Origin of the sequence: Desulfosarcina alkanivorans (assembly GCF_009688945.1) — a bacterium.
GTDB classification, from domain to species: Bacteria; Desulfobacterota; Desulfobacteria; order Desulfobacterales; family Desulfosarcinaceae; genus Desulfosarcina; species Desulfosarcina alkanivorans.
Window position 1 is genome coordinate 5334156 of record NZ_AP021874.1, and the last position, 24277, is coordinate 5358432.

Here is a 24277-nt window from a genome sequence, read left to right on the forward strand (position 1 = left end):
CGGTCCGTTCCAGACCAAGGACGACGGAGCGAAAGCTGTTTTCGGTCCTTCGCCTCTGGTAGGGCCTTCTGGCACCCGCTTTCATCAGCCTTCACCTCCTGGACCGCACCGCACAGATTCTGGCCATCGAACGGACGATTCATTTTTTTATGTTTTCCTGCCGGCCTTGAACATCCTGTTCGTGCACCATCTCCTGTGCATCCGGAACAGTCCAGTCGTTCCCTGGGCGTTTCTGTTGAGCGGGTTGCTGGCCGCCACGACACCTTCGGACCTGCATATCCACGGGTTGCACCACGATGACCGGGGGGGGCATCGCCAAGGGGGGCGTCTTTTCAGGCCTTCGGCCACTATGGCATGGCAACGCTGGTATATCTGGTCTTCCGAATGGTGCGACGGATAAGGATGGCGGACAATCTCGTCCGCATCAGGAAGCGGACCTACCTTATTTTTTCTTTCTGCATGTCGGGTTTCCTGACGATTCTGAATATTCCGTCAATGCATGGATACGATCTGTATCCGGCGGGCAACTTCCTGTTTCTGCCCCTGCCCGGCCATGGCGCCGACCTGTCGCCGGACGAAATGCTGCTGCTGGACCGGTTGTCGGTGGCCGGGCTGGCCTTCTCCAATTCGGCCACCTACAAGAACATTGCCGACCTCAAAACCAATCTCGAACAGCGTACCGCCGAATTGACCCGGGACGTGGAGGCGCGGCAGCGAATCGAGGAGGTCCTTCGAGCCAGCGAGGAAAAGCACCGGCTCATGGCCGAGAATCTCAAGGATGTGCTGTGGACCCTACCGTATGCCATCGAAAAATTGGGGCATGCGGTGATGTGCGCCCTGGCGTGAACACGTTTCGCAGAAAAAAGATCCCCATGCGGCGTGATCGGCAACCTCTCCGAGAGCCCAACAGGGACCATTTTGGCCCGGTTGGATACAGGTCCGGGCGGTTTGGACCGGGTCCGTTTCCCTGCGCCTCGCCGTGTTTATTGGGAGGGGCCGGAGATGGGTGAGCAGCGGGTCTCCATGAGCGACCGAATCACCTGCTTTTGCTGCAGGGTCAACTCTTCGAAACGGAGCCCGATTCCCTTGGGGTCCCGGCGGACCACCGTCCCGCTGATGGCGCAGGTTTGCTCCAGCACGGGGGATGAAAGGGACATGGTGAGCCGCTGGCCCACTTTGACGGGCTGTTCGGTCTCGATGTAGGCGCCCCCTTCGCTGATGTCACGCATATAGCACTGGTAGGTCCAGTCGCTGATGTCGTAATCCACGCCAACCAGGCAGTCGTATCGGCTGTGTTTCCTGAAATTGGGCCGCTGACTCTGTTTTTCGTCGACAATCCGGCCGCTTTCCAGCAGCAGGTTCATCAGGGGCGTGTCCATCTCGCGGGTGATCTGGCCCGGGGAATAGTCGATGTCGATCAGTACATTTTCCCACGTGAGGATGTGCAGGGCGGCCGCCTTGCCTGCGAGCAGTCCCATTTTGGCTGCCACGGGTTTGCCGTTGGCGATAAAGATGGTTCCCTGCTTCCCTTTGGCGGTGACGCGCAGGGCGCAGGAGCGCCCCTCCAGTTCCAGCATCTGGAGAAATGAGGAGAGTGTGATTCCGCGGACTTGCCCACCGTAGTCAATTTGCAGCTCGGTAAAGATCCGCTTGGTGAGCATGCTGATATCCAGGGCCTGGTCGAAATGGATGACCGATGCCATCTGCTTGATTTTGGCGCGGAACATGGCGGAGGCATTGTTGGTCATGACGATGACGCGGGTTTGCGGGTATTTTGCCCGCAGCAGCGACAACAGTTCAAAGGCTTCCATTTCCGACATGTGCATGCCGGTGATCAGGATGTGGACCTCCTCTCCGGCAAGGGTTTCCATGGCCGCCTGGATATTGGCAGCGGAGAGGATGCGCAAAAAGCCGCCTTGGCTTTTCAGCAGTCCCACGAACGTGTGCAGCAAAATGGGATCGTCGTCGACGACCAGGATGTTCTTCATCGGATGCGGCCCTTGTCGGTACTATCGGTCGTTGGTGTTTATTCGGGATGCGCGCTTCGTCGTCATCTGCTGTCAGGGTCTCTGTGTCAGGTTGAAGGAAATGGTTCCCGGGTATGGGAATCGATCCGTTTTGCGGATGCCGAGATCCGCCATCTCCGGGTAAAAAGAGCATTTTTCTGCGGGAAAAACAAACAGTTTTTCAAAACCAGCGAAGGTGGCCTCATAACCAAGCGGGGCAAAGGCCCGGGTGACGGCCGAAAAAACGCCGGCCGCTTTCCAGCGCTCCCGGACGATGTCGTAAATCCGTTGCTGGCTGAACCCACCGGGGTTCTTGACATAGTCCTCCCAGGGGGCGTAACCGCTGAAGGCCAGGATGCTTTTTTTCTCAACCGCCTTGATTCCCATGAAACGGCCGGCCCCAAGGCTTTCCAGTTTGAGATCGGGCCCCAGTCGGCCATAGAGCGCGTTGATCATATCGGCCAGCAGGGATTCGAACATGGGTGTCGTCAGTAGCGGTTTGCCCACCACCGTGCCGGGGTGAAAGGTCAGGTGGGCGCTGAGAATGCACACCGACCCTTCTGCTTCACGTCGCTGGCTCAATCGCAGGGAGACCCGGCGAAATCCCTTTTTAACCGAAACGGTGTGTTCGATCAATGTCCCGGAATCAAATGTTTTTTCTATTTCTGCAGGCATGTCGGTCGAGGCCAGGGCGGCGGGACCGTTTGGCTGGGCCGGAAACAGAAAAATAACTGCAGCCAGGGAGGCAATCAATTTGAGGATCATGGCGACCTCCATCTTTGGTTATCGGTCCGGCGAGGGGAGATGGATTTCAATGCCCGGCACGGGAAACGAACGCCCGATCCGATTGGGTCCGACGGGCAAGGTTTGGATGCCGGTTCCCGATAACGGCATTTTTCGGCCGGCAGGAACACCACCACGGAGGCCGCCGTCCGTGCCTCCGTGGGTGATCCTTTCGATGGGTGTCTGCAAAGGCCAGTAGGGTTTCATTCAACAGATCAGGCATCACCCCCGACGGCAAAACCGCTGGGGCCGATACCTGTTGAGGACGGCGTGCCGGCGATTTTTGCCAGGTACACGTTGCCCAGTTTTTCGATGTGGTCCTTGATGCTGTCAAAATAGTTGAAATGCATCTGCTCCTCATCGATAATCTGCTCGAAGATTTTCATGCTGACGCTGTCCCCGTTATCCCGGCAAACGAGCAGGAACTGGTTGTAGATATCGATGGTGTTGTCCTCGAGGCCGGCATCGAAGGGGTAGATGGCTTCGACCGCCTGACCTTTCTGGACTTTCTGATCGGGTTCCGAGGTGGGTTCGCCCCCCAGTTCCTTGATCCGTTCGGCAAAGGCTTCCGCGTGGCGCATCTCGTCGATGCCGATGAGCTTCATCTTGGCTGCCAGTTCTCCATAGTCCATGTCATCCAGATTGTAATGCTGGTTCATGTACTGTGAGATGGCCGCCAGTTCCATGGAACGGGCCCTGTTCAGTACGTCGATGACCTTTGCTTTTTTCTCTTCTCTTTCTGTTTGAGCCATATGGTCCTCCTTGGTTTGAATGTCTCGTAAGGCAGCTGCCTTTTTTAAAGAATATGAAACATGACTTCATAATGGTCAAAGGGCGGCATGATGCAGGCACCGGCAAATCGATGCCGGGCAGCGGCCAGCATTTCCCGGGCATTGGCGGCCCCTTCGGCAACCGGGTCGGCCGCATCGTGCATGCGCTGCCGCAGCAGCTCCGGCACGGCGATGCCGGCCACTCTGGTGTGCAGGAATTCCGCGTGCCGGGGGGTGCGCAGGGGCAGAATGCCCATGATTACGGGGATGCCGATATCCCGGGTGGCGCCCGCAATCTCATCGGCGCCCGCTTCGTCATATAGGGGTTGCGTGACGGCGAACTGAGCGCCGGCATCCACCTTTCGCTTCAGGTGGTCGGCCGCCCTGTTCAGCCCGTCACTCTCGGGGTGGGAGTCGAAGACCACGCCGGTGTGCAATCCTGCCTCGCGGGCCATGCCGACCAGGCTGTAGATGTCGGCATCGCGAACGGTGGTGGTGTGGCCCCGGTCCTTCAGGGCCACGAAATCACCGGTGGCCACCAGGACGGTTTCGATTCCCATGGCCCGGGCACCCCACAATTCCCCCTGCAGACTCAACCGGTTGTGGTCCCGGGTGGTGAGGTGCAAGATGGCGGGTTTCATCGTTCGCTGCTGGATCATGGCGCACAGGGCCATGGCGCTCATTCGGGGTTTGGCCACGGGGTTGCTGGCGACGCTGAAACCGAAGAACGGAAGCCGGGCCACGGATTCCAGGGCCGCCAATACCTTCGCCGGATCCGGCCCTTCCGGGGGGACGACCTCGATGGTGACCGTGAACGGTTCGTTAAGCATGTTCATTCCTCGATCGATTGAAAACCACCGCCTCTGCAACCGGACACGGGAAACACTGCTTCCGCTTTCCAACGGCTAACTCGGCAGAACGAAGAAAACGGCGGTGCCCCTTTTTGGGGATGTGGTGGCAATCACCCTTTCACCCGGGGAATGTCCCGCCAGAGCACTTTATGGAGCCGCTTCCAACTTTACCGGATGCTGATGTTGCGCCTTAAAATTGCGGTCAGGATCCGTTCAATTTATCGTCTCCACGATTTCAGGTCAAGAACGGATGCATTCTATCGCAGTATGCCTTCCGACAGGTGAAGTTGCCTGTATTTAAGGCGGATGGAGACAGGCGGCCCCATTTACACCATTGAAAACACCGGCGCCCTTGAAAAGACAAAAATGGTATATATTTCTATTTTTAATTCAAAAATGTACTTTGCGTGTCTTAATCGGTTTATGCATGAAATAATGGATAAATATGTTATGTCAGATGGTTAGATGGCTCTTTCTGATGATGGCACACGGTTTGAAGATACTTATTTCAGATTGAAAAAAAAGAGGTTAAAATATGATATCGATCAACAGCATCAATCGGAATGGAGAAATCTGGCGAAAAATTCTCAACAGTGTCGCCGGAAAATATGACTGCGGCGTTAATTTTACAATCAGTTGCGGCCAATTGAAATACGAAGGCGACCGGGATTGTGCCGAAGAGATCGTCCGGGAGGCGATGGCGCTGTTTAACGGCAGCGGCAGTTGACCCGGTTTGGCAACGAACCAGGCCGTTCCGATGGCGCCGCGCGGTTCGTTTGCGTGCCCCAGCGGCCTGGTTCCGGATCAGCGCGATGGGCCGGCAAGGTCGATTTCCCCTTTTTCGCTCACATGGATATTGGGCCGAAACCCGCCCAGGTCCAGTTTGGCTTCCAGGTCATAGGCGATGGCGTCCGGCTGCGCGCTCATCAGGTCGGCGAAAAAACGGATGCCGCTCAGCAGGCTCGTGGAAGCGATCAGCGTGACATCGCCTTCTCCATAGCCGTCAATGGTTGGCAGTTCGTTGGCCACGCCCGTCAATATTTTGTGCCCGTCGAGCTTCAGGCTGTAGGCGATACCCTGTAGCGTCAGTGCGGCCCGATTGGGGTTGATGATGTGAAGACCGATTTCGAACCGTGGCGTGATGCTTTCGGAGGGCAGGGCCCGGATGGCGGTGACGGTCACCGTTGGCGTCTCGAACTCCGGGTGCAGGGTGGCGCAGCCGGTTATCCATGCAACCGCAACAAAGATGATCAGGGTATAGGTGCGTCGGGCCATGGGCGTGAGCCTTTCGTATCGTGGGATTGGAAGTCGGATTACCTGCCCAGTATCATGATCAACGGAATGAATACCAGCCCGGCCAGGGCCAGGTACAGGCCGTTCAATACCCGTTGATATTTGTAACGGAGCGTTTCATCCGTCTCTTCGCGGGTCAGTTTTTTATACCTGCGGTAGTCGTCGAGCCATCCCGTCATCATATCCACATGATGGCCTTTGTCCTTCAGGGTCATTTTGATCTGCTGGAAGGAGTGCAGGGTGAAAACGATGGCACCGATCAATCCAATGTGCAGCCAGCTCATACGCGTCGCCTCCCGAAGTAACTTATTCCTTGCTGTTATGGGTTGCCTGGGGCCGGGCTGACGGCCCGGATGAAACCCGCAGGTCATACTTTCCTTTGGTTGCTGCCAGTTCCCCGGCTTCCCCCTATTCGCGGATGCCTTCGTCCACGATCTGTTTCAGTTCGAGTCCCCGCTCGTTTTTGGTAAGCATCATGTGAAACGGTTCGGCGGGCTCCTCCGGAATGCCCTGACAGGCCAGATCCGGAGGGTTGATAAAGGCCTTGCCGATGACCTTGAACCCCATCAGAATTTCCAGGCGGTCGATGGAGAGATCGCAGCGGCCGGTGAGCAGCTTTTTCACCAGGCTGTCGTAATCCCGGGCGCCGGTGTCGATCTGGTCTGCCGCCAGCCCGAAAACAATGTCGTTGTCGCCGAGGATTCCGCAGACCCGGTGTGCGGCCAGAAGAATAAAAATCAGAAAAAAGGACCTTGCTGCAGTCATCGGTTCGGCCTCCCATCACATGCCGGCCGGAAAGATGGGATAACGTAAAGCGTTTATTACCACACATTCATTCATCGGGCTACCGTTCAGTTCGACTTTCTCGGTCGGGCCCGGGAGGTGGGGGTGCTGCCCAGGGGGTCCTCCGGCCAGGCGTGCCGCGGGTAGCGGCCCTTGAGTTCTTTTTTCACCTCGGGGTAGCCGTTGTGCCAGAAGCCGGCCAGGTCCCGGGTAATCTGGGCGGGCCGGCCGGCCGGCGACAGCAGGTGCAGCATGACCGGCATGCGGCCATTGGCGATGGCCGGGGTGGCGGCCGAACCGAACATTTCCTGGATGCGTACGGCCAGCACGGGAATCGGTTCGCTGTAGTCGACGGGCAGGCGTGAGCCGCTGGGGACCCTGATATGTGTGGGTGCCAGTGCTTGCATCCGCCGCTGTTGTTTCCAGGAGAGGCGATTTCGAATCGCGTTGGAAAAATCCGCTGCCCCCAGATCCTTCAATCGTTTCATGCCGGAAAGATAGGGCGCCAGCCAATCCTCCAGGGTGGCTTCGAGAGCGGTGTCGGAGATGTCCGGCCAGGGACCGCCCTCCGCCTGGATGGATCGCAGCAGCATGACCCGTGCCTGCCAGACGCGCAAGCGCCGCGTCCAGGGCAGGATGGCGATACCGGCGCTGCGGATGCCGGCGATCATGGCGGCCAATACGGCTTCCGGGGCAGGGGTGCCCAGCGGTTCGGTTTCCAGGGTAAGCGCCCCCAGAACCAGCTGGCGATCCGCCGATACGGCCTTTCGCCTGTCGTCCCAGGACACGGTTTCCCGCCATCGCATCCGGTGGGCGAACTGGTCCATGAGATGTTCTTTATCGATGGCCGCCGCCATGAAGATGCGCGCCTCCCGCCGGTCGCCGTCCAGATGGGCCGCGACCAGGAAGTCACAGGCGCTCAAGGGCTCGGGCGTGTCGAAAAAGGCCCCGCGGCCGCTGGTCAGTAAAAAACGGCCCGGACGGCCGGGGCGCTGCCGGGCAATGCGGTCGGGGTAGGCCCAGGCCAGCAGGCGGCCCGGTTCAGGCGGCACATTGCTGTTGCGGTGGGGGGCCGACTGCTTTTCGAGCACGGCCGACACCTTTATGAGGTGGTGCATGGCAGACCGGTCGACCTGGCAGCCTTGATGTCGAAACGGACGTCCGGCCTTGAGGGCCTGCAGGGCATCCAGCCGAAGCCTGAGATCGGCATCCCGTTCCCGGCCGGTAAAATGCAGAGGATCGCGTTCACTCAAAATGGCGGCCATTTCACAGGCCGTGACCCCCATATCCATCTCCCGGGCGGCCAGTATCATGTGGGCCAGGCGGGGGTGCAGCGGCAGGTCCGCCATAAGGCGGCCGTGCACGGTAATTTTACCCCCTTCATCCAGGCCGCCCAGATCCAGGAGCAGCCGGCGGGCGAGGGAGAATGCGGCGGCCGGCGGCCCGTCCAGCCAGCCCAGGGCATCGGGGGCGTCAAGGCCCCAAACCGCCAGTTCCAGAGCCAGTCCGGTCAGGTCGGAGTCCAGGATTTCCGGCCGGTTGTAGGGCACAAGGGCATGGTGCGCGGCTTCGTGCCAGAGCCGGTAGCAGATGCCCGGCTCCAGGCGCCCGGCCCGCCCCCGGCGCTGGTCGGCCGAGGCCTGGGACACCGGCAGGGTCACCAGCCGGGTCATGCCGCTGACCGGATCGAAGCGCGGCGCGCGCTGCAGGCCGCTGTCGACGACCACGCGGATTTGTTCTATGGTCAGGCTGGTTTCGGCGATTGCGGTGGCCAGGACAATCTTGTGCCGGCCGGCGGGAGGGGGTGCAATGGCCGCATCCTGGAGATTTCGCGGCAGGCTGCCATACAGGGGCGCAACCATCCATTCCTTCGGCAGACGCCCGTCATCAAGCAGCCGTGCCACGCGCCTGATTTCCGGTGCACCCGGCAGAAAGACGAGCAGATTGCCCTCATCGGCGGCCGCCGACTGCCGGATCACCCCGGCCACGGCCCGCTCCACGGGGCGGGACGGCGGCCGGTCCACATGGCGGGTCTCAACCGGAAAGGTCCGGCCCTTGCAGCGGATCAGCGGCGCATCGCCCAAAAGGGCGGTCACCGCTGCCGGGTCCAGGGTGGCCGACATCACCAGCAGTCGAAGATCTTCATTGAGCACCCCCTGGATGTCCCGGCACAGGGCAAGGCCCAGGTCGGCATCCAGGCTGCGCTCATGAAACTCATCGAAAATCACCAGCCCCACCCCTGCCAGTGACGGATCGTGCTGGAGCATGCGGGTGAGCACGCCCTCGGTGATCACCTCGATGCGGGTCTCCGGCCCCACCCGGCTTTCCATGCGCACCCGGTAGCCAACGGTGCGGCCGACCCTCTGGTCGAGAAGGTCCGCCATACGGTGGGCCGCCGCCCGGGCGGCCAGGCGGCGGGGGGCCAGGAGCAGCATGCGCCGGCCGGACAGCCAGCCTTCGTTCAGCAGCACCAACGGCACGGCGGTGGTCTTGCCGGCCCCCGGCGGTGCCACCAGCACGGTTGAAGGATGACGACCGAGGGCCGTTTTCAGATCGTCGAAAATGGCGGCCACCGGGAGACGGCCGATGGGGTCAGCAGGGGTTCCGGAGTTCATGATACCCGCAGGCATACCATACTTCACCGTCAAGTTCATCAGGTGAACGGCGAGTCGGCGGGGTCCTGTCGGCGGCGATTGCCGGTGGGTGGACGGGGGCCGCCCTCAACAGGTGCCCCCGATCGACAGTATCTGTTCGAGAAACCGGCCGGTGTGGCTGTCTTTTTCTTCGGCGACGGCTTCCGGCGTTCCCTGGGCCACGACACGGCCGCCGCCCTTGCCCCCTTCGGGGCCCAGGTCGATGATCCAGTCGGCCGTTTTGATCACATCCAGATTGTGCTCGATGACCACCACGGTGTTGCCGCCGTCCACGAGACGCTGGAGGACGGCCAGCAGCATTTGGATGTCCTGGAAATGAAGGCCCGTGGTGGGCTCGTCCAGGATATAGAGCGTGCGGCCCGTGGCCCGTTTGGCCAGTTCGCGGGCCAGTTTGATGCGCTGGGCCTCGCCGCCGGACAGGGTGGTGGCGGCCTGGCCCAGCTTGATGTAGGAGAGTCCCACGTCCATGAGGGTGTCCAGGATGCGCCGGATGCGCGGGTGGTTTTTAAACAGTTCCCGGGCCTGAACCACCGAAAGGTCCAGCACGTCGGCGATGGTGTGATCCTTGTACCGGATTTCCAGGGTGGCGTCGTTGAAGCGCTTGCCGCGGCAGGTTTCGCAGGGCACGTAGACGTCGGCCAGAAAATGCATTTCCACCTTGATGTAGCCGTCGCCGTGGCAGGCTTCGCAACGGCCGCCCTTGACGTTGAACGAGTAGCGCCCCTTTTTATATCCGCGCATGTTGGATTCGGGCAGCTGGGCGAAGAAATCGCGGATGTGGTCGAAGACCTTGGTGTAGGTGGCCGGGTTGCTGCGGGGGGTGCGGCCGATGGCCTTCTGGTCGATGTTGATTACCTTGTCCAGGTGGGTTAACCCGCGAATGGCTTTGTGACTGCCGGTTTCCAGCAGGGCGTTGTGCAGTTTGCCTGCCAGGGCCGGGTAGAGGATCTGGTTGATCAGGGTGGATTTGCCCGCACCGGAGACGCCGGTTACCGCCACCAGCAGCCCCAGGGGAATGTCCACGCTGAGGTGATCCAGGTTGTTTTCGGTGGCATCGATGATGGATATGCTTCGTTTGCCCGCCGTCGCGGGGCGTCGGCGGGTGGTCGGTGTTTCGATCTCCTCCCGTCCGCTCAGGTAGCGGCCGGTGACGGACGTCCTGCGGCGCATGATCTGCCTGGGGGTGCCCTGGGCCACGATGTCGCCCCCCAGGTGACCGGCGCCGGGGCCGAAGTCGACGATCCAGTCCGACGACGCCATGGTCTCCCGGTCGTGTTCGACCACGATGAGGGTGTTGCCGATGTCACGCAGGTGGCACAGGGTGTCCAGCAGTTTGATGTTGTCCCGCTGGTGCAGGCCGATGGAGGGCTCGTCGAGGATATAGAGCACGCCGGTAAGTTCCGATCCCACCTGGGAGGCCAGGCGGATGCGCTGGGATTCGCCGCCGGACAGGGTGGGGCCCTTGCGGCTGAGCGACAGGTAGTCCAGTCCCACATTGACCAGAAAGCCCAACCGGCCGGTGATCTCTTTCAGCAGTTCATCGGCGATGATCCTGCGGTTGCCCGCCAGCTTCAATCCGGTGAGAAAATCCCGGGCTTCCCGGATGGTCATTTCGGTGACGTCGATGATGGATCGGCCGCCGACCTTCACGGCCAGCACTTCGGGCTTGAGGCGCCGTCCGTTGCAGGACGGGCAGGGCCGGGTGGAGAGGAAACGCCCGTAATACCGCTTGGCGTTTTCCGATTCGGTCTGCTTGTAGCGGCGCATGAGCGTGTTGAGCAGGCCCTCGAAGGTCGTGGTATACGATCCCTGGACCTTATCCGCGCTCCAGCTGACCGTCAGTTCACGTCCGCGGGAACCATACAGAATCAGGTTTTTCTGCCGTTTGGGCAGCCGGTTCCAGGGCCGGTCAAGATCGATTCCCCACTGGGATTCCATGGCCCGGAGCTGTTCGGCGGTCCAGGATCCGTTTAACTTGCCCTTGCCGGTAAAGTGTCCCTGCCAGGGGATGACCGCGCCCTGCCGGATGGTGAGCTTGCCGTCGGCAATGACTTTGTCCGCGTCCATGGCCAGGCGTGAGCCGATGCCGTTGCAGTCCGGGCACATGCCCAGGGGAGAATTGAAGGAGAAGAGGGGCGGGTCCAGTTCCGGATAGGCGATGCCGCAACAGGAGCGGGCCTCGCTCATGGGGATGTCGCCCTGGTCCATGCGGTGGACAATGATGCGGCCCTCTCCCAGCTTGAGGGCGGTTTCCACCGAATCGGTGAGCCGTTTTCTAAAACTGCGATTGCTGGATATCTTGAGCCGGTCAACGACTGCCTCGATGCTGTGCTTCTTGTACCGGGCAAGGGCCTGGACGGCTTCGATCTCCTGCACGACCCCATCCACCCTGACCCGGGCGTATCCCTGCGCCTGAAGCCGGGCCATGACTTCCCGGTGTTCTCCTTTGCGGTTGTCGACGACCGGGGCCAAAACGAGGATTTTGGTGCCCTCGGGCATATCCAGGATGCGGGAGACCATGCTCTGGGCGTCTCCCTGACCCACGGGCCGGTTGCATGAAATGCAGGTTTGCTGGCCGATGCGGGCAAAGAGCACCCGCAGGTAGTCGTAGATTTCAGTGATGGTGCCCACCGTGGAGCGGGGGTTCTTGCTGGCCGACTTCTGTTCGATGGAGATGGTGGGCGACAGCCCCCGGATGGTTTCATACCGTGGCTTTTCCATCTGGCCGATGAACTGGCGGGCATAGGCGGACAGGGACTCCACGTAGCGGCGCTGGCCCTCGGCGAAAATGGTGTCGAAGGCCAGGCTGGACTTGCCCGAGCCGGACACGCCGGTGAAGACGATCAGCTTCTTCTTGGGCAGGCTGAGATCGATGGATTTCAGGTTATGCTCCCGGGCGCCTTTGACCTCGATGGTATCCAGTTCAATGGTCTTTTTTTTCTTTTTCGGGGACCGGGTGGAGGCCACCGGCGCGATTCCGTTGGGGCGGTTTTTCATCTGTGCATTCCATTTCCATTTTGATTTCAGTTGGTTTGACCGCATCATGCGAAAAACCGGTTGCCAAAGGGCTGCCGGCTGTCATAGGATCCGGAAAAAATAAGTATGGAACCCCTCCTTGTCCACGCAGACGAACCCAAAGTGAAACAACCGCAGCCAAGAGGATACGACAATGCCTGCAAACGACACCGATTCGGTCTACGATGCCACCTATCAACACTATCTTGAACAATTGAAAACCATGCGGTTCGAGGGCAGGGAAGCGGTGCTGGGCATCCGACGGGACGGCGATGCGGTGGTGATTCCCTATTTCGGCCGGCCGATCCGATACACCGGTGACGGACTGGCGGATGAGGGCGGGCGCCGGCCGGCGTTTTCCGACTGCGTCGTGCTGTGCCGCTATCTGATCATGTGCCCGCGGGTTGCGCCTGCGCAGAGGGAATGGATGGCCTTCCGGGATTTCCCTGACGCCGGACCGCTGACGGTTTTCTGGGCCGACACGGTGGAGGGGCCGCTGGTCAGTGCGTTTTCAGGGGCTGTCGGCAAGCTTGAAAAGGCCTGCGATGCCCTGGGCGGCGCCATGCCGGAAATGGAAATTGCCTGCGACCTGTGCCGGCAGTTCACCCCATTGCCCCGAATGCCCCTGCTGCTGGTGTTCAACGATGCCGACGACGATTTTCCGGCCTCGGCCTCCCTGCTGTTCGAACGGCGGGCCTCCGCCTACCTGGACGCCGAGAGCCAGGCCATTTTGGGCCATGCCCTGTCGGATCGGCTGCTCAAGGCCCGATGGTGACGGCGTTGTACAAAGCCCGATATCTGCGTTACGCTTCACCCCTCGTCACTGCGGCGTACCATCAGTACGCCTCATTTCTCGGGATTTGCAAGCCTTGATCTCGGGCTTTGTACGACGCCGTCTGAAATAAGAATTTTACCCGCTGTATCAAATGGTGACTTGTCGACCATGCCGACCGCCGCCACCGTCATTGATTACCGCCGGCGCATCAACCGGGTGATGCTGCACGTGGACCGGCACCTGGACCGGCGTTGTCGGCTCCATGATCTGGCCGACGTGGCCTGCTTTTCCCCGTTTCATTTCAACCGGGTGTTCGAGACCTGCATGGGGGAAACGCCCCACCGGTATGTTCATCGTAAACGCATGGAGCGGGCCGGGTTCCTGCTGTTGACCGACCGCCGGCGCATCATTGATATCGCACTGGATGTCGGCTATGAAACCGCCAGTGCGTTCTGCAAGGGGTTTAAAACGTTTTCCGGACGCTCCCCCCGTCGGTTCAGGGATACGGTCCCGACGCACTGGTTTAAAAAAACCAACCGCCCGTTTCACCCCGCTGCCCATCGCCGAAACCGATCCGGGCCGCGGCTCACAGCGCGGATCCGGACACTCCCCCCGTTGATGGTGGTGTACCGGGAAAACCGCGGCATCGTAAACGGCAGTTTTCTCGAGACCGGCCTCAGGTCCTTCAGGCGGCTGACGGCCAGCCTGGTGGAAAATGGCCTGGATTCAGGGGTGCAGGCCTATGTGGGCATCTATCCGTTCCGATTCTTCAGCCTCGAAGATCTAACGGCGCTGAGCTACACCGGGGCGGTGGTCGATGACCGTTTTCCCGTTCCTTCCCACATGGCCACCGTCGTGCTGCCCGGGGGGCGCTATGCGGTGTTCAGCCACCATGGCCCCTATGCGTTTCTGATGCAGACCTGGAACGCGATTTACCTGAAATGGCTGCCCTGGAGCGGGAACACCCTTCGGGATGCGCCGCCGTTTGAAACCTACCTGAGCGCCGAATCGCCGGCCGACCCGCTTCAGGCCAGTGCGTGGGTCTTTATTCCCATTCACTGAATCGCCTGCCAACCGCACCTCTTAATCCGCAACATCGGACAAGTTTTCACGGCGTGCCCGTGATAGGGATGGCAGACAGCACAGCCACTTCCAACTTATTCCGCAGACAAGGAGGTCGCCATGAACACCCCACAGCCGAGCGCAACGGCAATCATCATGGCCTTTCACCGGGCCCTGGAGATGCTCTTCCCGGAAGCTGAGCGGGTGTGCCGGGACCCCCTGGCCGTCAAATTTCTTCCTCCGGACTGGGCGGGGGTGCTCGAGGATCGGGACCGGTTGACGGCCTTGATGGGTGAAAAGGCCCAGCAATTTCCCGGTGTAAACGGTGCCATCGTCAGCCGCGTCCGGTTCATCGATGACGTGGTGAAACAGGCACTTTCGGATGGTATGCGACAACTGGTGATAATCGGTGCCGGATACGACTCCCGGGCCTACCGCATGGATGGCATCGGCGGCCGGGTGACCGTGTTCGAACTGGATGACCCGGCCACCCAACAGGACAAACGGGGCAAACTCGAAGCGGCCATCGGTGCGCCTTTGGACCATGTGAGATACATTGCCATGGATGTCGGGAGGGATTCAATCAAAGAACGGCTGGCGGATAATGGCTACGATGCGGATAAAAAGAGCCTTTTCATACTAGAGGGGCTGGTTCCTTATATTTCCGCCGAGGCATTGGCCGGACTGCTCGGGTTCATCGCTGCCGGCCGGCGACATGCCGTGGTTTTCGACTACCTGCCCCCGTCGGTGGTTGACGGCACCTGCCGGTGGGTGGAGGGGCGCAACATGCACCGGGAGGTTCTCTCCCACGGTGAGGCCTTCCGCCTGGGATTCAGCCATGATGAACTGGATCGGCTGCTTCGGGACCGGGGATTTGATGTCGTTGAAAATGTAAATGCCCCCGACCTGAAAACGCGCTATTTCCACGGGGCCAGTGCCCGGCGGCCGGTTACACCGGTGTTCTGGTTTGCCCATGCGGTGGCATCCGGCAGCACATGAGACGTGACCTCAGCCCGTTTCCGAAAAGGCCTCCGGGTGACTGGCCACGACCTCCTGGAGTGCGGGCAGGCCGAGGATGCCGCCGGGAATCAGGGGCAGCCGGGAAAACGATTGTTCGGGAAAGGCGCGGGCAATGTCGTCCCCCGTCTCTTCCGGCGCGACTTTATTGACAACGATTCGGGCGATCTCGATGGGGATGGCGGCAAGGTGCTTGTGGATGCGCAGGGCTTCGGAGCGGCTCAGCCGGTCGCCGTTGACCACCAGGTGGATGCGGGTATCCGGGGACATGAAGTGGGCTTTCAGGTGGGTGTGCGTGCGGATCAGCTCCTTGAGCCGCCCCTTGACGCGATCGGTTTCGAATTCCTTTTTGCCGAATTTGATCTTGGAGATGATCTCCTTTTTCTCACAGATTGATTTTCTCAATTTCATGAGCTCATCGAGCCAGACCAGGGTGATGGTCGGCAGGGAGAAAAATCGGAGCGACAGGGCCGTGGGGGCCATGTCGAAGACGATGGCATCATGGCCGTTGGACCCGTGGACCACATTTTCAAAGGCGAGCAGCAGGGCATACTCTTCCAGGCCCGGGGAAAACTGCAGGATTTTGAAATGATCCTGCAGGTTGAAGGCGCTCTGGTAGGTATAGGTGCGCTGGATCTGGTCGCGGGTCTGCTTCAGGTATCGCTTGATCCAATAGTCGGTGTCGATTTCCTTGACCGACAGTCCCTCGGCCACGGGCCTGGGTTTTTCGGAAAAGGGCGTGTCGAAGATGTCGCGCTGATTGTGGGCCGGATCCATGGAAACGAGCAGGGTCCGACGGCCCGCGGCTGCCAGGTGAACGGCTGTCAGGGCCGATGTGGTGGATTTCCCCACGCCCCCTTTGCCGATAAAAAAGTATAGTTGCGGTGTGGTCATGGATCTCCTAGTCGATGTCGAGAACGGAAAACAACTCGCCCAGCGGGTCGTGGGCTGTGCCGACCTTGTCCAGCATCACGCAAAATTCATGTTCCATGTCGGGCATCAGCTCCAGGGTGATCTGGACCGGCGGGGAGGGAATACCCACGAAGGCCCCCAGGACCAGCAGGGCAAAGATGTTGTCCAGCTCCCTGACCTCGTATTCGATGGTATCCACGGCCTTGTCCCGGGCCACTTCATCCATGCTCGCCCAGAGCTGGCGGATCCGGTGGCCGATGGCGGCGATGATGGATGGCGGGGCCGGTATCATCGCACCCTGAAAATCCGCCGGTCGAAAACCAGCCGCCGGGCTGTCGGGAAATGGTAGTACAGGGCATAGAGCATGGCCAGACCGGTGCCCGCCAGGTAAAACCTGGGAACGGCCAGGATATAGGCCGCCAGGGCCAGGTACGGGGTTGCCATGACCACCAGAAGCTGAAGCCGCTGGAACCGGAGAAACGCTGCTTCCGAGACGTGGTGCCGATGCCGCATCCGGTGGGCGAAGAGGGTCCGGATCAGGATGGGGGCTGCCGCGGCGCTGACCACGGAAAGGACAAACAGCACCGGTGCCCAGCGATCACCCGCCGGTCGGATGGGGCCGAACAGCCCCAGCATTCTTGAACACCACACCCCGGCGAGGCCGACCAGGGCAGGGGCCAGCATGAGGGTAAACCGTTTTTGCATGGTTGTTGTCATCAGGCTCACTTTTTTCCGTCCGTTTTATGTGAGAATCCGTTCCCCGTGTCCGGCCCCGGGTGATTTCTGCCAATGCCCGGGACCGGACATGGATTTTAGGATGAGCTCACCGGTTGGGCATCATCCAGGGGGACGTCATCGTCCGAGAAGAACTTGATCAAGCCTTCGATCACGATCCACACGGCGATGATGATAATCACGAAATTGATGGTCTGCAGGAGCATGTTGTGCTGGGTGCCGAATTTGAATTGGTTCATCACCGCGGCCCACAGGGTCATGACGGACATGAAAACGGCGGGAATGCCGCCGACGAGCCATTTCAGGCCGCCCTTGGTTTTCAGGTACAAGGTGATGACGATCAGCGCCAGGGCTGCCAGGGTCTGGTTGACCGCGCCGAACAGGGGCCAGAGCTTGAGGGCGCCCTTGCCGCCGGCGCCGGTGGCGAAGGCCAGGATGCAGGCGGTGCTCACGGCGAGGAACGTGGCGGCATACTTGCCGGTCAGAAAGTCCAGCTTCAGGCTGGTGAACAGCTCGGACAGGACGTATCGCTGGATCCGGGTCGCCGTGTCCAGGGTCGTACCGGCGAAGGAGGCCACGAAGACCGCCATGATGGCCAGGGTGAACTGTTTGGGGATGCCCAGCATGTTGATCATGTTGGCGGCACCGTCGACAAAGGCGCTGATCTTGGAGCCCAGACCGGCTGCGGCGGCCCATGATGAATAGTGGGTGGTCCAGGCGGCAACCCCGGTCAGGGTCTCACCGGACTTGGTGGTGTATCCCATGCCGATGCCCGCGGCCACGGCGATGATCACCAGGGTGGCCAGGGCGCCTTCCATGAGCATGGAGCCGTAACCGACGAACAGGGAATCGTCCTCGCTGCGCACCTGTTTGGCCGAGGTGCCCGACGACACCAGTGAATGAAATCCGGAGATGGCTCCGCAGGCGATGGTGATGAAGAGGAAGGGCCACATGGGCGGTGCCTGGGCCGGTGCCGACTGGACGGCCGGGGCGACGATTTCCAGATTGCCGCTGAAGCTGGCCGCCAGAACGCCGAGAATCAACAGCGCCATGGCGATGACCAGCTGGTGGGAGTTGATGAAATCACGGGGCTGCAGCAGTGTGGTGACCGGCAGGACGGATGCGAAAAAAGCGTAGACGAGCAGGATGATGGTCCATACGCCGGTGGCCGGAATACCGGCAACTGCCGGCATCTTCATGGGAATGTACGGCCCGAGGAACACGAAGACGTACATGAGCAAAATGGCCCAGATGGAAAGCGCCATGACGCTCTTGCCCTTGCGATAGACGAGGTAGCCGAGCATCATGGCGATGGGGACTTCCACCCATACGGCGGCCACCGACTGGGGGTACATGGCGAAGATGATGGCGATGACCAGTCCGAATATGGCGATAACGATCCACAGTTCCAGAAAGACAATCAGAAAAAACAGGAACCGCGTGCGGCTGTTGATATACTTGGAGGTGTAATCCGAGATGGATTTGCCCTGGTTGCGCATGGAGATGATCAGGGCGCCGAAATCGTGAACCGCCCCCATGACGATACTGCCGAGGAACACCCATACCAGAGCAGGCACCCATCCCCAGATGATGGCGATGGCCGGGCCGACGATGGGGCCGGTGCCGGCGATCGAGGTGAAATGGTGGCCGAAAATGACCTCTTTTTTGGTGGGTACATAATCGACCCCGTCTTCAAGGGCAACCGACGGGGTCTGTGCTTCCCCCGAAAGGGCGAAGATTCTCTTCCCGATATACTGCCCGTAAACCTTGTACATGATGAGGTATCCGGCAAACGCCAGAATCATGATTACCAGTGCGTCCATTACGTCCTCCTTTTGCGCTGACTTCCATTAGTAGAGTTATGCCGGCATTCCGGCGATGGCCTCACGACCGTGGCTGCCTGTTTCCAGAACGGTTGCCCGTCGGGTCCTTGTCGCTGTGTCTGTTCCTCCTTTCCATTTCAGAATCACGGTTGGTTTCCGCCTTGTCCCTCCATCAGGCGAGAGAGCGCATCTTCAATGTCCCGCATGTCGAAGGGTTTCTGGATATAGTCGTTTATGCCCGCCTCGGCGGATTTATCCGCCAGGGCGTCGTCGCCGTAGGCGGTGATCAGGATTTTGATGGCTGTGTGGCGGGCGTCCCGAATCCGGTTGAAAAAGGCCAGACCATCCATTCCCGGCAGTCGATAGTCGCTGATAATGATGTCATAATCCCGGATCCGAACGAGGTCGATTCCCGCTTCGGCGGTTTCCACTGCCTCGAACAGGCATCCCTCGCTGTCGAAAAAAGATCCCATGGAATCCCGGATCCATTCGTCGTCGTCGATTAACAGTATTTTTTTATGTTTCAGCCGGGTGAGCAGATCCATATCCAATCCTCAGCGAAAAGCGATGATGCCGGCCAATCAACCGGTCTGCAAAAGGCATAAGCAGCATCTATTCCAATGGTGGATAAAAATAAAATTAATAAAAACAAATAGTTCCATGTATGCTCGGGGGCGTGGCGGCCAGGTGTTAGAAAAAGTTAGAATCCGTTTTCGAAAAATTGCGAAAACGGCGTCTGGCGGCATCGTGTGAATAGAGCGTCCAACGTTCGGATGGCGTTTTATTGTTCTTTGCTTCCTTGGGGAAAGGAATCAGCCTGTTGGGGGGACTTCAGGTGTGTTGGCACTCCTGCCGGGTCACCTTTCCACTCCAATCACACCCGAGGAAGGGAAAGCGAAGGCTCAATAGATCGATTTTACTTCCTCAAGGACAAAGGAACTGCGCGTGGCGTTCACGCCCGTCGCGTTGAACACCTCCTGCAGAACGACTTGAGCGTAGTGCTGCATGTCCCGGGCAACAATTTCGAGCATCAAGTCAACTTCGCCGGACACCGCAAATACACTGACGACGCCCTCTATTTCTGCCAGCTCGTGGGCGACCGTTTCCCAACCCACATTCGCTTCACGGATGACACCGCAATAGGCGCGAACGGAAAGCCCGAGTTTCTGACGATCCGTCAGGGCGCGGTAGCCGACGATGACCCCCTCCCTTTCAAGCCGCGCGATACGGCGTGAACAGCTTGAGTGGGACAGGTTGACCCGTTTGGCAACATCAATGTTGGAAAGTCGTCCGTTGGTTTGTAAAGCGGCAACGATCTTCCGGTCGTAGTCGTCTAATTTTGTCATTTGCAAAACCTTTGCATTCGTATTCCTGATATTGACCGGGTTTGGTAGACTGCGGCATTATTTGTAAATATTTGCAAATATATTGCGTTTTGAGTCATTTATAATAAATATTATTGCAAAAAATGAACAAAATGTCTATTTCTAAGCGCGTGGCGCGATCATTTTCCTGCGCCCCGTAAGACGCATGGAAAAAACGTCAACTTCACTCAGGAGACAGATGGTGCCGAGGACAGGCTTTTACAGGAAACAGGGCGTTGGTCACCGGGTCGCCCGGTTCATCATCGTCAGGGGATCAGAGCCATGACACCCCCTTCATCCCCTGCCGGATCAACCATCCTTAAAGACGGGTTGAATGCCGGATGGCCCATCTGCCTGGGCTACCTGCCTATCGGTATGGCATTCGGGGTGTTGGCCCAGAAGGCGGGGCTCACCCCCCTCCAGATCGGCCTGATGTCGATCATGGTCTTTGCCGGCAGTGCCCAATTCATTGCCGTCTCCATGATCGCCGGCGGTGCCTCGGCCCCGGCCATCATCACCACGACCTTCGTGGTCAATTTGCGCCATGTACTGATGAGTTCCGCCCTGGCTGTCTATCTGCGGGCCGCCCACCGGGGAGCGCTCGCCCTGTTTGCCTACGGGGTGACGGACGAGAGCTTTGCCGTCAACCTGCCCCGGTTCAATGCCCGCAGCTGGAGCCTGCCCCGGGCGCTGGTGGTCAACCACGCGGCCAACCTGACCTGGTTCGTCAGTACCGTCGCCGGCGGCATCGGCGGCCGGTTCATCCCCGAAGGCGCGCTGGGCATTGATTATGCCCTCGTTGCCATGTTTATCTGCCTGCTGGTCTTCCAGATCAGGAAACTGATTCACCTGCTGACGGCCCTGGTCGCCGGTATCGTCGCCGTGGGGCTGGCCCTGATGATTCCCGGCAATTCCTACATCGTCATCGCTTCCATTGTTGCCGCCACCATCGGGGTGATCGTCCAGCGGCGGTTGTTGCGGAGCAATTCCAATCATGGCTGATTATCTGCTGCTGCTCATGGGGATGGGCCTGGCGACCTACCTGCCCCGCTGGCTGCCCCTGCACTATCTCTCCCGGCGGTCGCTTCCGGAATGGTTCATCCAGTGGCTGGAACTGATACCGGCTGCCATTCTCAGCGCGCTGCTGCTGCCGGCACTGATCCTCGACGGGGATTCCGGACATCTCGACTTCCTGCGGCCTGAATTGTGGGTGGCCCTGCCGACCCTTGCTTTTGCCTGGTGGACGCGATCCCTGGGAGGCACGGTGGTCGTGGGGATGCTGCTTTTCTGGTTGGCGGGACAGCTGGACCCCCGGTGGTTGGTATGGCCGGGATGAAACACAGACAGAAAATGTGCGGCCAACGGGGATCGCGTGTCGGGGGGTCAAGGGGGGGCGGCCAGATACTTTTTGCGGCGGTAGCGGAAGGTGTGGTGGTTGAGGTGAAGCAGGCGCGCCGCCCGGCTCTCGTTGCCGCCGGCCATTTTAAGGGCCGCTTCGAGGTAGAAGCGTTCCATGGCCTTTTCCAAGGCGGTCAGGTCCATCCCTTCCGGGGGGATGGGGGCAAACGGTGCGGGGGCGTCCGCTGCATCCGCCGCCGGTTTTCCGGCGGGGCGGTCCAGCTCCAGGTCCTCGGGGGTCAATAGCGGCTGGCTGCCGACCAGCATGCCCCGTTCAATCACATTTTTCAGTTCGCGGACATTTCCTGTCCAGCGGTGGGCGACCAGTGCCTTCTCCGCCGCCGGCGTGAAACCGGTGACGGGTTTGCCGAATTTGTCTGCAAATTCCATCAGGAAATGTCGCGCCAGGGGAAGGATGTCCGCCGTGCGTGCGTTCAATGCGGGTATTTTTACTTTCACCACGCCCAGCCGGAAGTAGAGGTCCTTGCGGAAGCGGCCATCCGCGATCATCAGATCCAGGTCCTTGTTGGTGGCCGAAATGACGCGGGTTTCGATGATTTGCTTCCGGGTTCCCCCCACCCGGTAGAATTCTCCCTGTTCGAGAAAACGCAGCAGTTTGGCCTGGGCATTCGGGCTGAGGTCCCCGACTTCATCCAGGAACAGGGTGCCACCGCCGGCAGCCTCCAGAAGGCCGCGCTTGCCAGCGGCGCCGGCACCGCTGTATGCGCCCTTTTCATATCCGAACAATTCGCTTTCCACGAGGTCCGTGGGAATGGCCGCACAGTTGATGGTGAGAAACGGCCCCTGAAAATTCGGGCTCTGGTAGTGAATCGCACTGGCGATCAGTTCCTTGCCCGTGCCGGTTTCTCCCTGGATCAGCACCGGGGTGTCGGGGCTTTGGGCGACCTGCCCGACGAAGACCATGACATCCTGGATGACATCGCTGTGGGCGATGAAGCAGGGGATGTTGTCCTTCAGGACCTGTTGCTGGAGCGAACGGACCTCCTTGCGCAGCCGGATGGTCTCCAGGGCATTGCGAATGGTGGCTTCCAGCCCGTCCATCCGCAGCGGTTTGACCACGTAGTCGTAGGCACCCCGCCGCATGGCCGCAATCACCGTATCGAGGTCCTCGAAGGCCGTGATCATCACGGTCAACAGACCGGGATGGCGCCTTTGCATTTCCTCGAGGGCCTGGATACCATCCATACCCGGCAGGCCGATATCCAGCAGGACCAGGTCCGGCGGCTTCGTTTCCATGGCGGATATGGCCGGCTCGGCCGCGTCAAAGGTCTCGATCCGGTAGACGTCTGCCAGCGCCATGGCGATGCTTTCACGGATGACGGTTTCATCGTCGATGACATAGATGCGGTAGTCGGTCATCTTACGGCGCGCTCCCCGGGTATCGGCAGATCGATGACAAATTCCGCTCCGCTGTCGATGCCCTCCGGGTTGATGTACAACCGGCCGCCATGATCGGCGACGATACGCTGGCCCATGCTCAACCCGATGCCGGTGTTGCCGTTCTTGGTGGTGTAAAAGGGGTCGAAAATGACGGCGCCCATGGACTTGGGGATACCCGGGCCTGAGTCGGACACGGTGATTCTGACGCTGTCGGGCTGCAAGGCCGAGGTGATACGGATTATTTTGTCGCCATCCGTTGTTTTCATGGCCTCGGCCGCATTGGTGATCAGGTTGAGCATGACCTCTTCGATCAGTGTCGGGTCGATCAGGCATTCCGGCAGCGCTTCAGCGGCCTGGATCTGGAGCTGGATGCCGCTTTTTTTGAGGGTGACCTGGGAAAGGCTGACGGCTTCCCGGATCGGCCGGTTGGGGTCGCAGGGGGCGAGTTGCGGGGCGCTCGGCTTGGAAAAATCCATGACCCGTTTGATCACCGATTCGATTTTTCCGGAGGCGGATTGCAACTGGCTGAGGATCTTCACGACTTTTTCGTCGGGATCCCCCCGGTATTCTATTTTTTCCAGCGTGTTGAGATAAATATTGATCCCCGACAGGGGGTTGCGGATTTCGTGGGCAATCCCTGCCGCCACCCGGCCCAGGGAAGACATCTTGTCCCGGACGCGCAGCATGTGTTCCATTTCCTTGGCCGAGGTGATGTCCATCATGTTGACCAGCAGGGCAGGTCTGCCCCGGTATCCGGTGGTCACGGCCCGGCAGTGAACCCATTTGATGCTGCCATGGGCCTGATCGGGGTCGTGGGGGAAGAAGCGGAAATCAATGTCTATCGGAACCGAAAAGCCCTGCAGGGCCTGGCGGTAGTAGGCGTCGACCTTGCCGGCGTCTTCCGGGTGAATGCTGTCCCGGTCCAGCAGTTTGTTGGACCGCGGCAGGGGGCCGAGCAGTCGTTCCTGCTCCGGGTTCTGGTAAACCACCTGGTCGTCCTGCACAATGGAAATGCCGGTCAACGAGCCCTCCACCAGGGATTGGAAGCGGTTTTCGCTTTCCAGGTAGGCGGCTTCGGCCTGCTGCCGCTCGATCATCCGTCCGACCAGTCCGGCGACGACGCCGATGAGCTGGCGTTCCTCCTCAAGGAAATGGTTCGATCCGGATGCACAGGGCGCTTCCACATAGCCGAGTTCCAACAGGCCGACATGGTGCTGGTAGACCGTAATGTCGTCGCGGATCATCCATGGGGTCGACAGGAAATTGTCGGTGGCGTGCAGGGCTGACTCGAGGCGGATGCCGGCACAGGCGATTTTCGGGAATCGAAGGGCCGCCGGCAGTTCACGGACCACCTGGTCGAGCAGGCGCCCCAGGGGAAGCTGGCTCTGGTTGGCCATCTTAGATAGGGTGAACAGGCAGTCCAGTCCCCGGTTCAACCATTCGCGTCGGGATGTGTCCATCCGTTTTTTTACTCTCCCTGGAATAATAGGCCGCCAAATGGGCTTGTGAGCGCCTGCATGTCAGCTATCCTCTGGCGGGCCGGATGTCAACGCATGTTTTCAATGTCCTTCGCTGCAGGACCGGTCTTCCCGCCGCCCGAAAGCGCCTCTTTCTGGCGCCAGGGTGATTGCTGCC

Annotated in this window: 24 protein-coding genes; 7 read left to right on the plus strand and 17 right to left on the minus strand. The window is 60.0% G+C overall.

Features of this window, described 5'->3' with window-relative positions; translation table 11 throughout:
- Positions 1-354 precede the first annotated feature (354 nt).
- A complete protein-coding gene (locus tag DSCA_RS23345; RefSeq protein WP_155318737.1) occupies positions 355-846 on the plus strand; it encodes a hypothetical protein in 492 nt (163 codons plus the stop codon).
- 137 nt (positions 847-983) lie between these two features.
- Here the strand turns inward: DSCA_RS23345 and DSCA_RS23350 are convergent, their stop codons facing one another.
- The 4 genes from DSCA_RS23350 to DSCA_RS23365 form a co-directional block, all read right to left on the minus strand.
- Positions 984-1988, minus strand: coding sequence for a PilZ domain-containing protein (locus DSCA_RS23350; protein ID WP_155318738.1), 1005 nt, complete (start codon positions 1986-1988; stop codon positions 984-986).
- A gap of 72 nt (positions 1989-2060) precedes the next feature.
- Complete coding sequence (locus DSCA_RS23355; RefSeq protein ID WP_155318739.1) at positions 2061-2771, minus strand: hypothetical protein; 711 nt, start codon at positions 2769-2771, stop codon at positions 2061-2063.
- Between the two features lie 233 nt (positions 2772-3004).
- Positions 3005-3541 (minus strand): ferritin-like domain-containing protein, encoded by a 537-nt coding sequence (locus DSCA_RS23360; RefSeq protein WP_155318740.1) that lies wholly within the window; start codon positions 3539-3541, stop codon positions 3005-3007.
- A gap of 44 nt (positions 3542-3585) precedes the next feature.
- Entirely contained in the window at positions 3586-4389 is an 804-nt protein-coding gene (locus DSCA_RS23365) for a methylenetetrahydrofolate reductase (protein ID WP_231716260.1), read from the minus strand.
- Between the two features lie 556 nt (positions 4390-4945).
- Between DSCA_RS23365 and DSCA_RS23370 the strand changes: the two genes are divergently transcribed.
- A complete protein-coding gene (locus DSCA_RS23370; RefSeq protein WP_155318742.1) occupies positions 4946-5137 on the plus strand; it encodes a hypothetical protein in 192 nt (63 codons plus the stop codon).
- A gap of 77 nt (positions 5138-5214) precedes the next feature.
- Here the strand turns inward: DSCA_RS23370 and DSCA_RS23375 are convergent, their stop codons facing one another.
- The 5 genes from DSCA_RS23375 to uvrA form a co-directional block, all read right to left on the minus strand.
- On the minus strand, positions 5215-5685 hold the full coding sequence (locus tag DSCA_RS23375; RefSeq protein WP_155318743.1) for an LEA type 2 family protein: 471 nt from the start codon (positions 5683-5685) through the stop codon (positions 5215-5217).
- Positions 5686-5723: 38 nt separating this feature from the next.
- Positions 5724-5987, minus strand: coding sequence for a hypothetical protein (locus tag DSCA_RS23380; protein WP_155318744.1), 264 nt, complete (start codon positions 5985-5987; stop codon positions 5724-5726).
- A 124-nt stretch (positions 5988-6111) separates the two neighbouring features.
- A complete protein-coding gene (locus DSCA_RS23385) occupies positions 6112-6468 on the minus strand; it encodes a hypothetical protein (RefSeq protein WP_155318745.1) in 357 nt (118 codons plus the stop codon).
- A gap of 86 nt (positions 6469-6554) precedes the next feature.
- Complete coding sequence (gene hrpB, locus DSCA_RS23390) at positions 6555-9101, minus strand: ATP-dependent helicase HrpB (protein ID WP_155318746.1); 2547 nt, start codon at positions 9099-9101, stop codon at positions 6555-6557.
- A 105-nt stretch (positions 9102-9206) separates the two neighbouring features.
- On the minus strand, positions 9207-12137 hold the full coding sequence (uvrA, locus tag DSCA_RS23395; protein WP_155318747.1) for an excinuclease ABC subunit UvrA: 2931 nt from the start codon (positions 12135-12137) through the stop codon (positions 9207-9209).
- A gap of 172 nt (positions 12138-12309) precedes the next feature.
- On the opposite strand from uvrA, the gene DSCA_RS23400 reads away from it, so the two are divergent.
- The 3 genes from DSCA_RS23400 (at position 12310) to DSCA_RS23410 (ending at position 14991) form a co-directional block, all read left to right on the plus strand.
- A complete protein-coding gene (locus DSCA_RS23400) occupies positions 12310-12930 on the plus strand; it encodes a DUF3786 domain-containing protein (protein ID WP_155318748.1) in 621 nt (206 codons plus the stop codon).
- A gap of 168 nt (positions 12931-13098) precedes the next feature.
- On the plus strand, positions 13099-13992 hold the full coding sequence (locus tag DSCA_RS23405) for an AraC family transcriptional regulator (RefSeq protein WP_155318749.1): 894 nt from the start codon (positions 13099-13101) through the stop codon (positions 13990-13992).
- A 120-nt stretch (positions 13993-14112) separates the two neighbouring features.
- On the plus strand, positions 14113-14991 hold the full coding sequence (locus DSCA_RS23410; protein WP_155318750.1) for a class I SAM-dependent methyltransferase: 879 nt from the start codon (positions 14113-14115) through the stop codon (positions 14989-14991).
- Positions 14992-15000: 9 nt separating this feature from the next.
- Here the strand turns inward: DSCA_RS23410 and DSCA_RS23415 are convergent, their stop codons facing one another.
- The 6 genes from DSCA_RS23415 to DSCA_RS23440 form a co-directional block, all read right to left on the minus strand.
- A complete protein-coding gene (locus DSCA_RS23415; RefSeq protein WP_155318751.1) occupies positions 15001-15903 on the minus strand; it encodes an ArsA family ATPase in 903 nt (300 codons plus the stop codon).
- Between the two features lie 7 nt (positions 15904-15910).
- Positions 15911-16213 (minus strand): hypothetical protein, encoded by a 303-nt coding sequence (locus DSCA_RS23420; RefSeq protein WP_155318752.1) that lies wholly within the window; start codon positions 16211-16213, stop codon positions 15911-15913.
- On the minus strand, positions 16210-16638 hold the full coding sequence (locus DSCA_RS23425; protein ID WP_155318753.1) for a hypothetical protein: 429 nt from the start codon (positions 16636-16638) through the stop codon (positions 16210-16212). Before DSCA_RS23425 ends, DSCA_RS23420 begins: the two co-directional genes overlap by 4 nt.
- Positions 16639-16733: 95 nt before the next feature.
- Positions 16734-18479 carry a carbon starvation CstA family protein gene (locus DSCA_RS23430; RefSeq protein ID WP_155318754.1) on the minus strand — a complete coding sequence of 582 codons (1746 nt, stop codon included), beginning with the start codon at positions 18477-18479 and terminating at the stop codon, positions 16734-16736.
- Between the two features lie 143 nt (positions 18480-18622).
- Positions 18623-19024 (minus strand): response regulator, encoded by a 402-nt coding sequence (locus DSCA_RS23435; RefSeq protein ID WP_155318755.1) that lies wholly within the window; start codon positions 19022-19024, stop codon positions 18623-18625.
- 357 nt (positions 19025-19381) lie between these two features.
- Positions 19382-19825, minus strand: a complete 444-nt coding sequence (locus DSCA_RS23440; RefSeq protein ID WP_155318756.1) for an Lrp/AsnC family transcriptional regulator — start codon at positions 19823-19825, stop codon at positions 19382-19384.
- Positions 19826-20125: 300 nt separating this feature from the next.
- Here DSCA_RS23440 and DSCA_RS23445 point away from each other — a divergent pair, with 300 nt between their 5' ends.
- Positions 20126-20845 carry an AzlC family ABC transporter permease gene (locus DSCA_RS23445; protein ID WP_155318757.1) on the plus strand — a complete coding sequence of 240 codons (720 nt, stop codon included), beginning with the start codon at positions 20126-20128 and terminating at the stop codon, positions 20843-20845.
- Positions 20838-21179, plus strand: coding sequence for an AzlD domain-containing protein (locus DSCA_RS23450; RefSeq protein WP_155318758.1), 342 nt, complete (start codon positions 20838-20840; stop codon positions 21177-21179). The genes DSCA_RS23445 and DSCA_RS23450 overlap by 8 nt, the downstream gene beginning before the upstream one ends.
- A gap of 47 nt (positions 21180-21226) precedes the next feature.
- Here DSCA_RS23450 and DSCA_RS23455 read toward each other — a convergent pair whose 3' ends face one another.
- A complete protein-coding gene (locus DSCA_RS23455; protein WP_155318759.1) occupies positions 21227-22621 on the minus strand; it encodes a sigma-54-dependent transcriptional regulator in 1395 nt (464 codons plus the stop codon).
- Positions 22618-24102, minus strand: coding sequence for a two-component system sensor histidine kinase NtrB (locus DSCA_RS23460; RefSeq protein WP_155318760.1), 1485 nt, complete (start codon positions 24100-24102; stop codon positions 22618-22620). Before DSCA_RS23460 ends, DSCA_RS23455 begins: the two co-directional genes overlap by 4 nt.
- Positions 24103-24277 lie beyond the last annotated feature (175 nt).

What these genes read in the sequence shown, in the direction of transcription:
- DSCA_RS23455 (WP_155318759.1), bottom strand. Translation starts at nt 22,621, where the DNA reads ATGACCGACTACCGCATCTATGTCATCGACGATGAAACCGTCATCCGT.
- DSCA_RS23385 (WP_155318745.1), bottom strand. Translation starts at nt 6,468, where the DNA reads ATGACTGCAGCAAGGTCCTTTTTTCTGATTTTTATTCTTCTGGCCGCA.
- DSCA_RS23430 (WP_155318754.1), bottom strand. Translation starts at nt 18,479, where the DNA reads ATGGACGCACTGGTAATCATGATTCTGGCGTTTGCCGGATACCTCATC.
- DSCA_RS23345 (WP_155318737.1), top strand. Translation starts at nt 355, where the DNA reads ATGGCAACGCTGGTATATCTGGTCTTCCGAATGGTGCGACGGATAAGG.
- DSCA_RS23400 (WP_155318748.1), top strand. Translation starts at nt 12,310, where the DNA reads ATGCCTGCAAACGACACCGATTCGGTCTACGATGCCACCTATCAACAC.
- DSCA_RS23360 (WP_155318740.1), bottom strand. Translation starts at nt 3,541, where the DNA reads ATGGCTCAAACAGAAAGAGAAGAGAAAAAAGCAAAGGTCATCGACGTA.
- uvrA (WP_155318747.1), bottom strand. Translation starts at nt 12,137, where the DNA reads ATGAAAAACCGCCCCAACGGAATCGCGCCGGTGGCCTCCACCCGGTCC.
- DSCA_RS23410 (WP_155318750.1), top strand. Translation starts at nt 14,113, where the DNA reads ATGAACACCCCACAGCCGAGCGCAACGGCAATCATCATGGCCTTTCAC.
- DSCA_RS23405 (WP_155318749.1), top strand. Translation starts at nt 13,099, where the DNA reads ATGCCGACCGCCGCCACCGTCATTGATTACCGCCGGCGCATCAACCGG.
- DSCA_RS23445 (WP_155318757.1), top strand. Translation starts at nt 20,126, where the DNA reads ATGACACCCCCTTCATCCCCTGCCGGATCAACCATCCTTAAAGACGGG.
- DSCA_RS23450 (WP_155318758.1), top strand. Translation starts at nt 20,838, where the DNA reads ATGGCTGATTATCTGCTGCTGCTCATGGGGATGGGCCTGGCGACCTAC.
- DSCA_RS23425 (WP_155318753.1), bottom strand. Translation starts at nt 16,638, where the DNA reads ATGACAACAACCATGCAAAAACGGTTTACCCTCATGCTGGCCCCTGCC.
- DSCA_RS23355 (WP_155318739.1), bottom strand. Translation starts at nt 2,771, where the DNA reads ATGATCCTCAAATTGATTGCCTCCCTGGCTGCAGTTATTTTTCTGTTT.
- DSCA_RS23380 (WP_155318744.1), bottom strand. Translation starts at nt 5,987, where the DNA reads ATGAGCTGGCTGCACATTGGATTGATCGGTGCCATCGTTTTCACCCTG.
- DSCA_RS23375 (WP_155318743.1), bottom strand. Translation starts at nt 5,685, where the DNA reads ATGGCCCGACGCACCTATACCCTGATCATCTTTGTTGCGGTTGCATGG.
- DSCA_RS23350 (WP_155318738.1), bottom strand. Translation starts at nt 1,988, where the DNA reads ATGAAGAACATCCTGGTCGTCGACGACGATCCCATTTTGCTGCACACG.
- hrpB (WP_155318746.1), bottom strand. Translation starts at nt 9,101, where the DNA reads ATGAACTCCGGAACCCCTGCTGACCCCATCGGCCGTCTCCCGGTGGCC.
- DSCA_RS23420 (WP_155318752.1), bottom strand. Translation starts at nt 16,213, where the DNA reads ATGATACCGGCCCCGCCATCCATCATCGCCGCCATCGGCCACCGGATC.
- DSCA_RS23460 (WP_155318760.1), bottom strand. Translation starts at nt 24,102, where the DNA reads ATGGACACATCCCGACGCGAATGGTTGAACCGGGGACTGGACTGCCTG.
- DSCA_RS23370 (WP_155318742.1), top strand. Translation starts at nt 4,946, where the DNA reads ATGATATCGATCAACAGCATCAATCGGAATGGAGAAATCTGGCGAAAA.
- DSCA_RS23415 (WP_155318751.1), bottom strand. Translation starts at nt 15,903, where the DNA reads ATGACCACACCGCAACTATACTTTTTTATCGGCAAAGGGGGCGTGGGG.
- DSCA_RS23365 (WP_231716260.1), bottom strand. Translation starts at nt 4,389, where the DNA reads ATGCTTAACGAACCGTTCACGGTCACCATCGAGGTCGTCCCCCCGGAA.
- DSCA_RS23435 (WP_155318755.1), bottom strand. Translation starts at nt 19,024, where the DNA reads ATGGATCTGCTCACCCGGCTGAAACATAAAAAAATACTGTTAATCGAC.
- DSCA_RS23440 (WP_155318756.1), bottom strand. Translation starts at nt 19,825, where the DNA reads ATGACAAAATTAGACGACTACGACCGGAAGATCGTTGCCGCTTTACAA.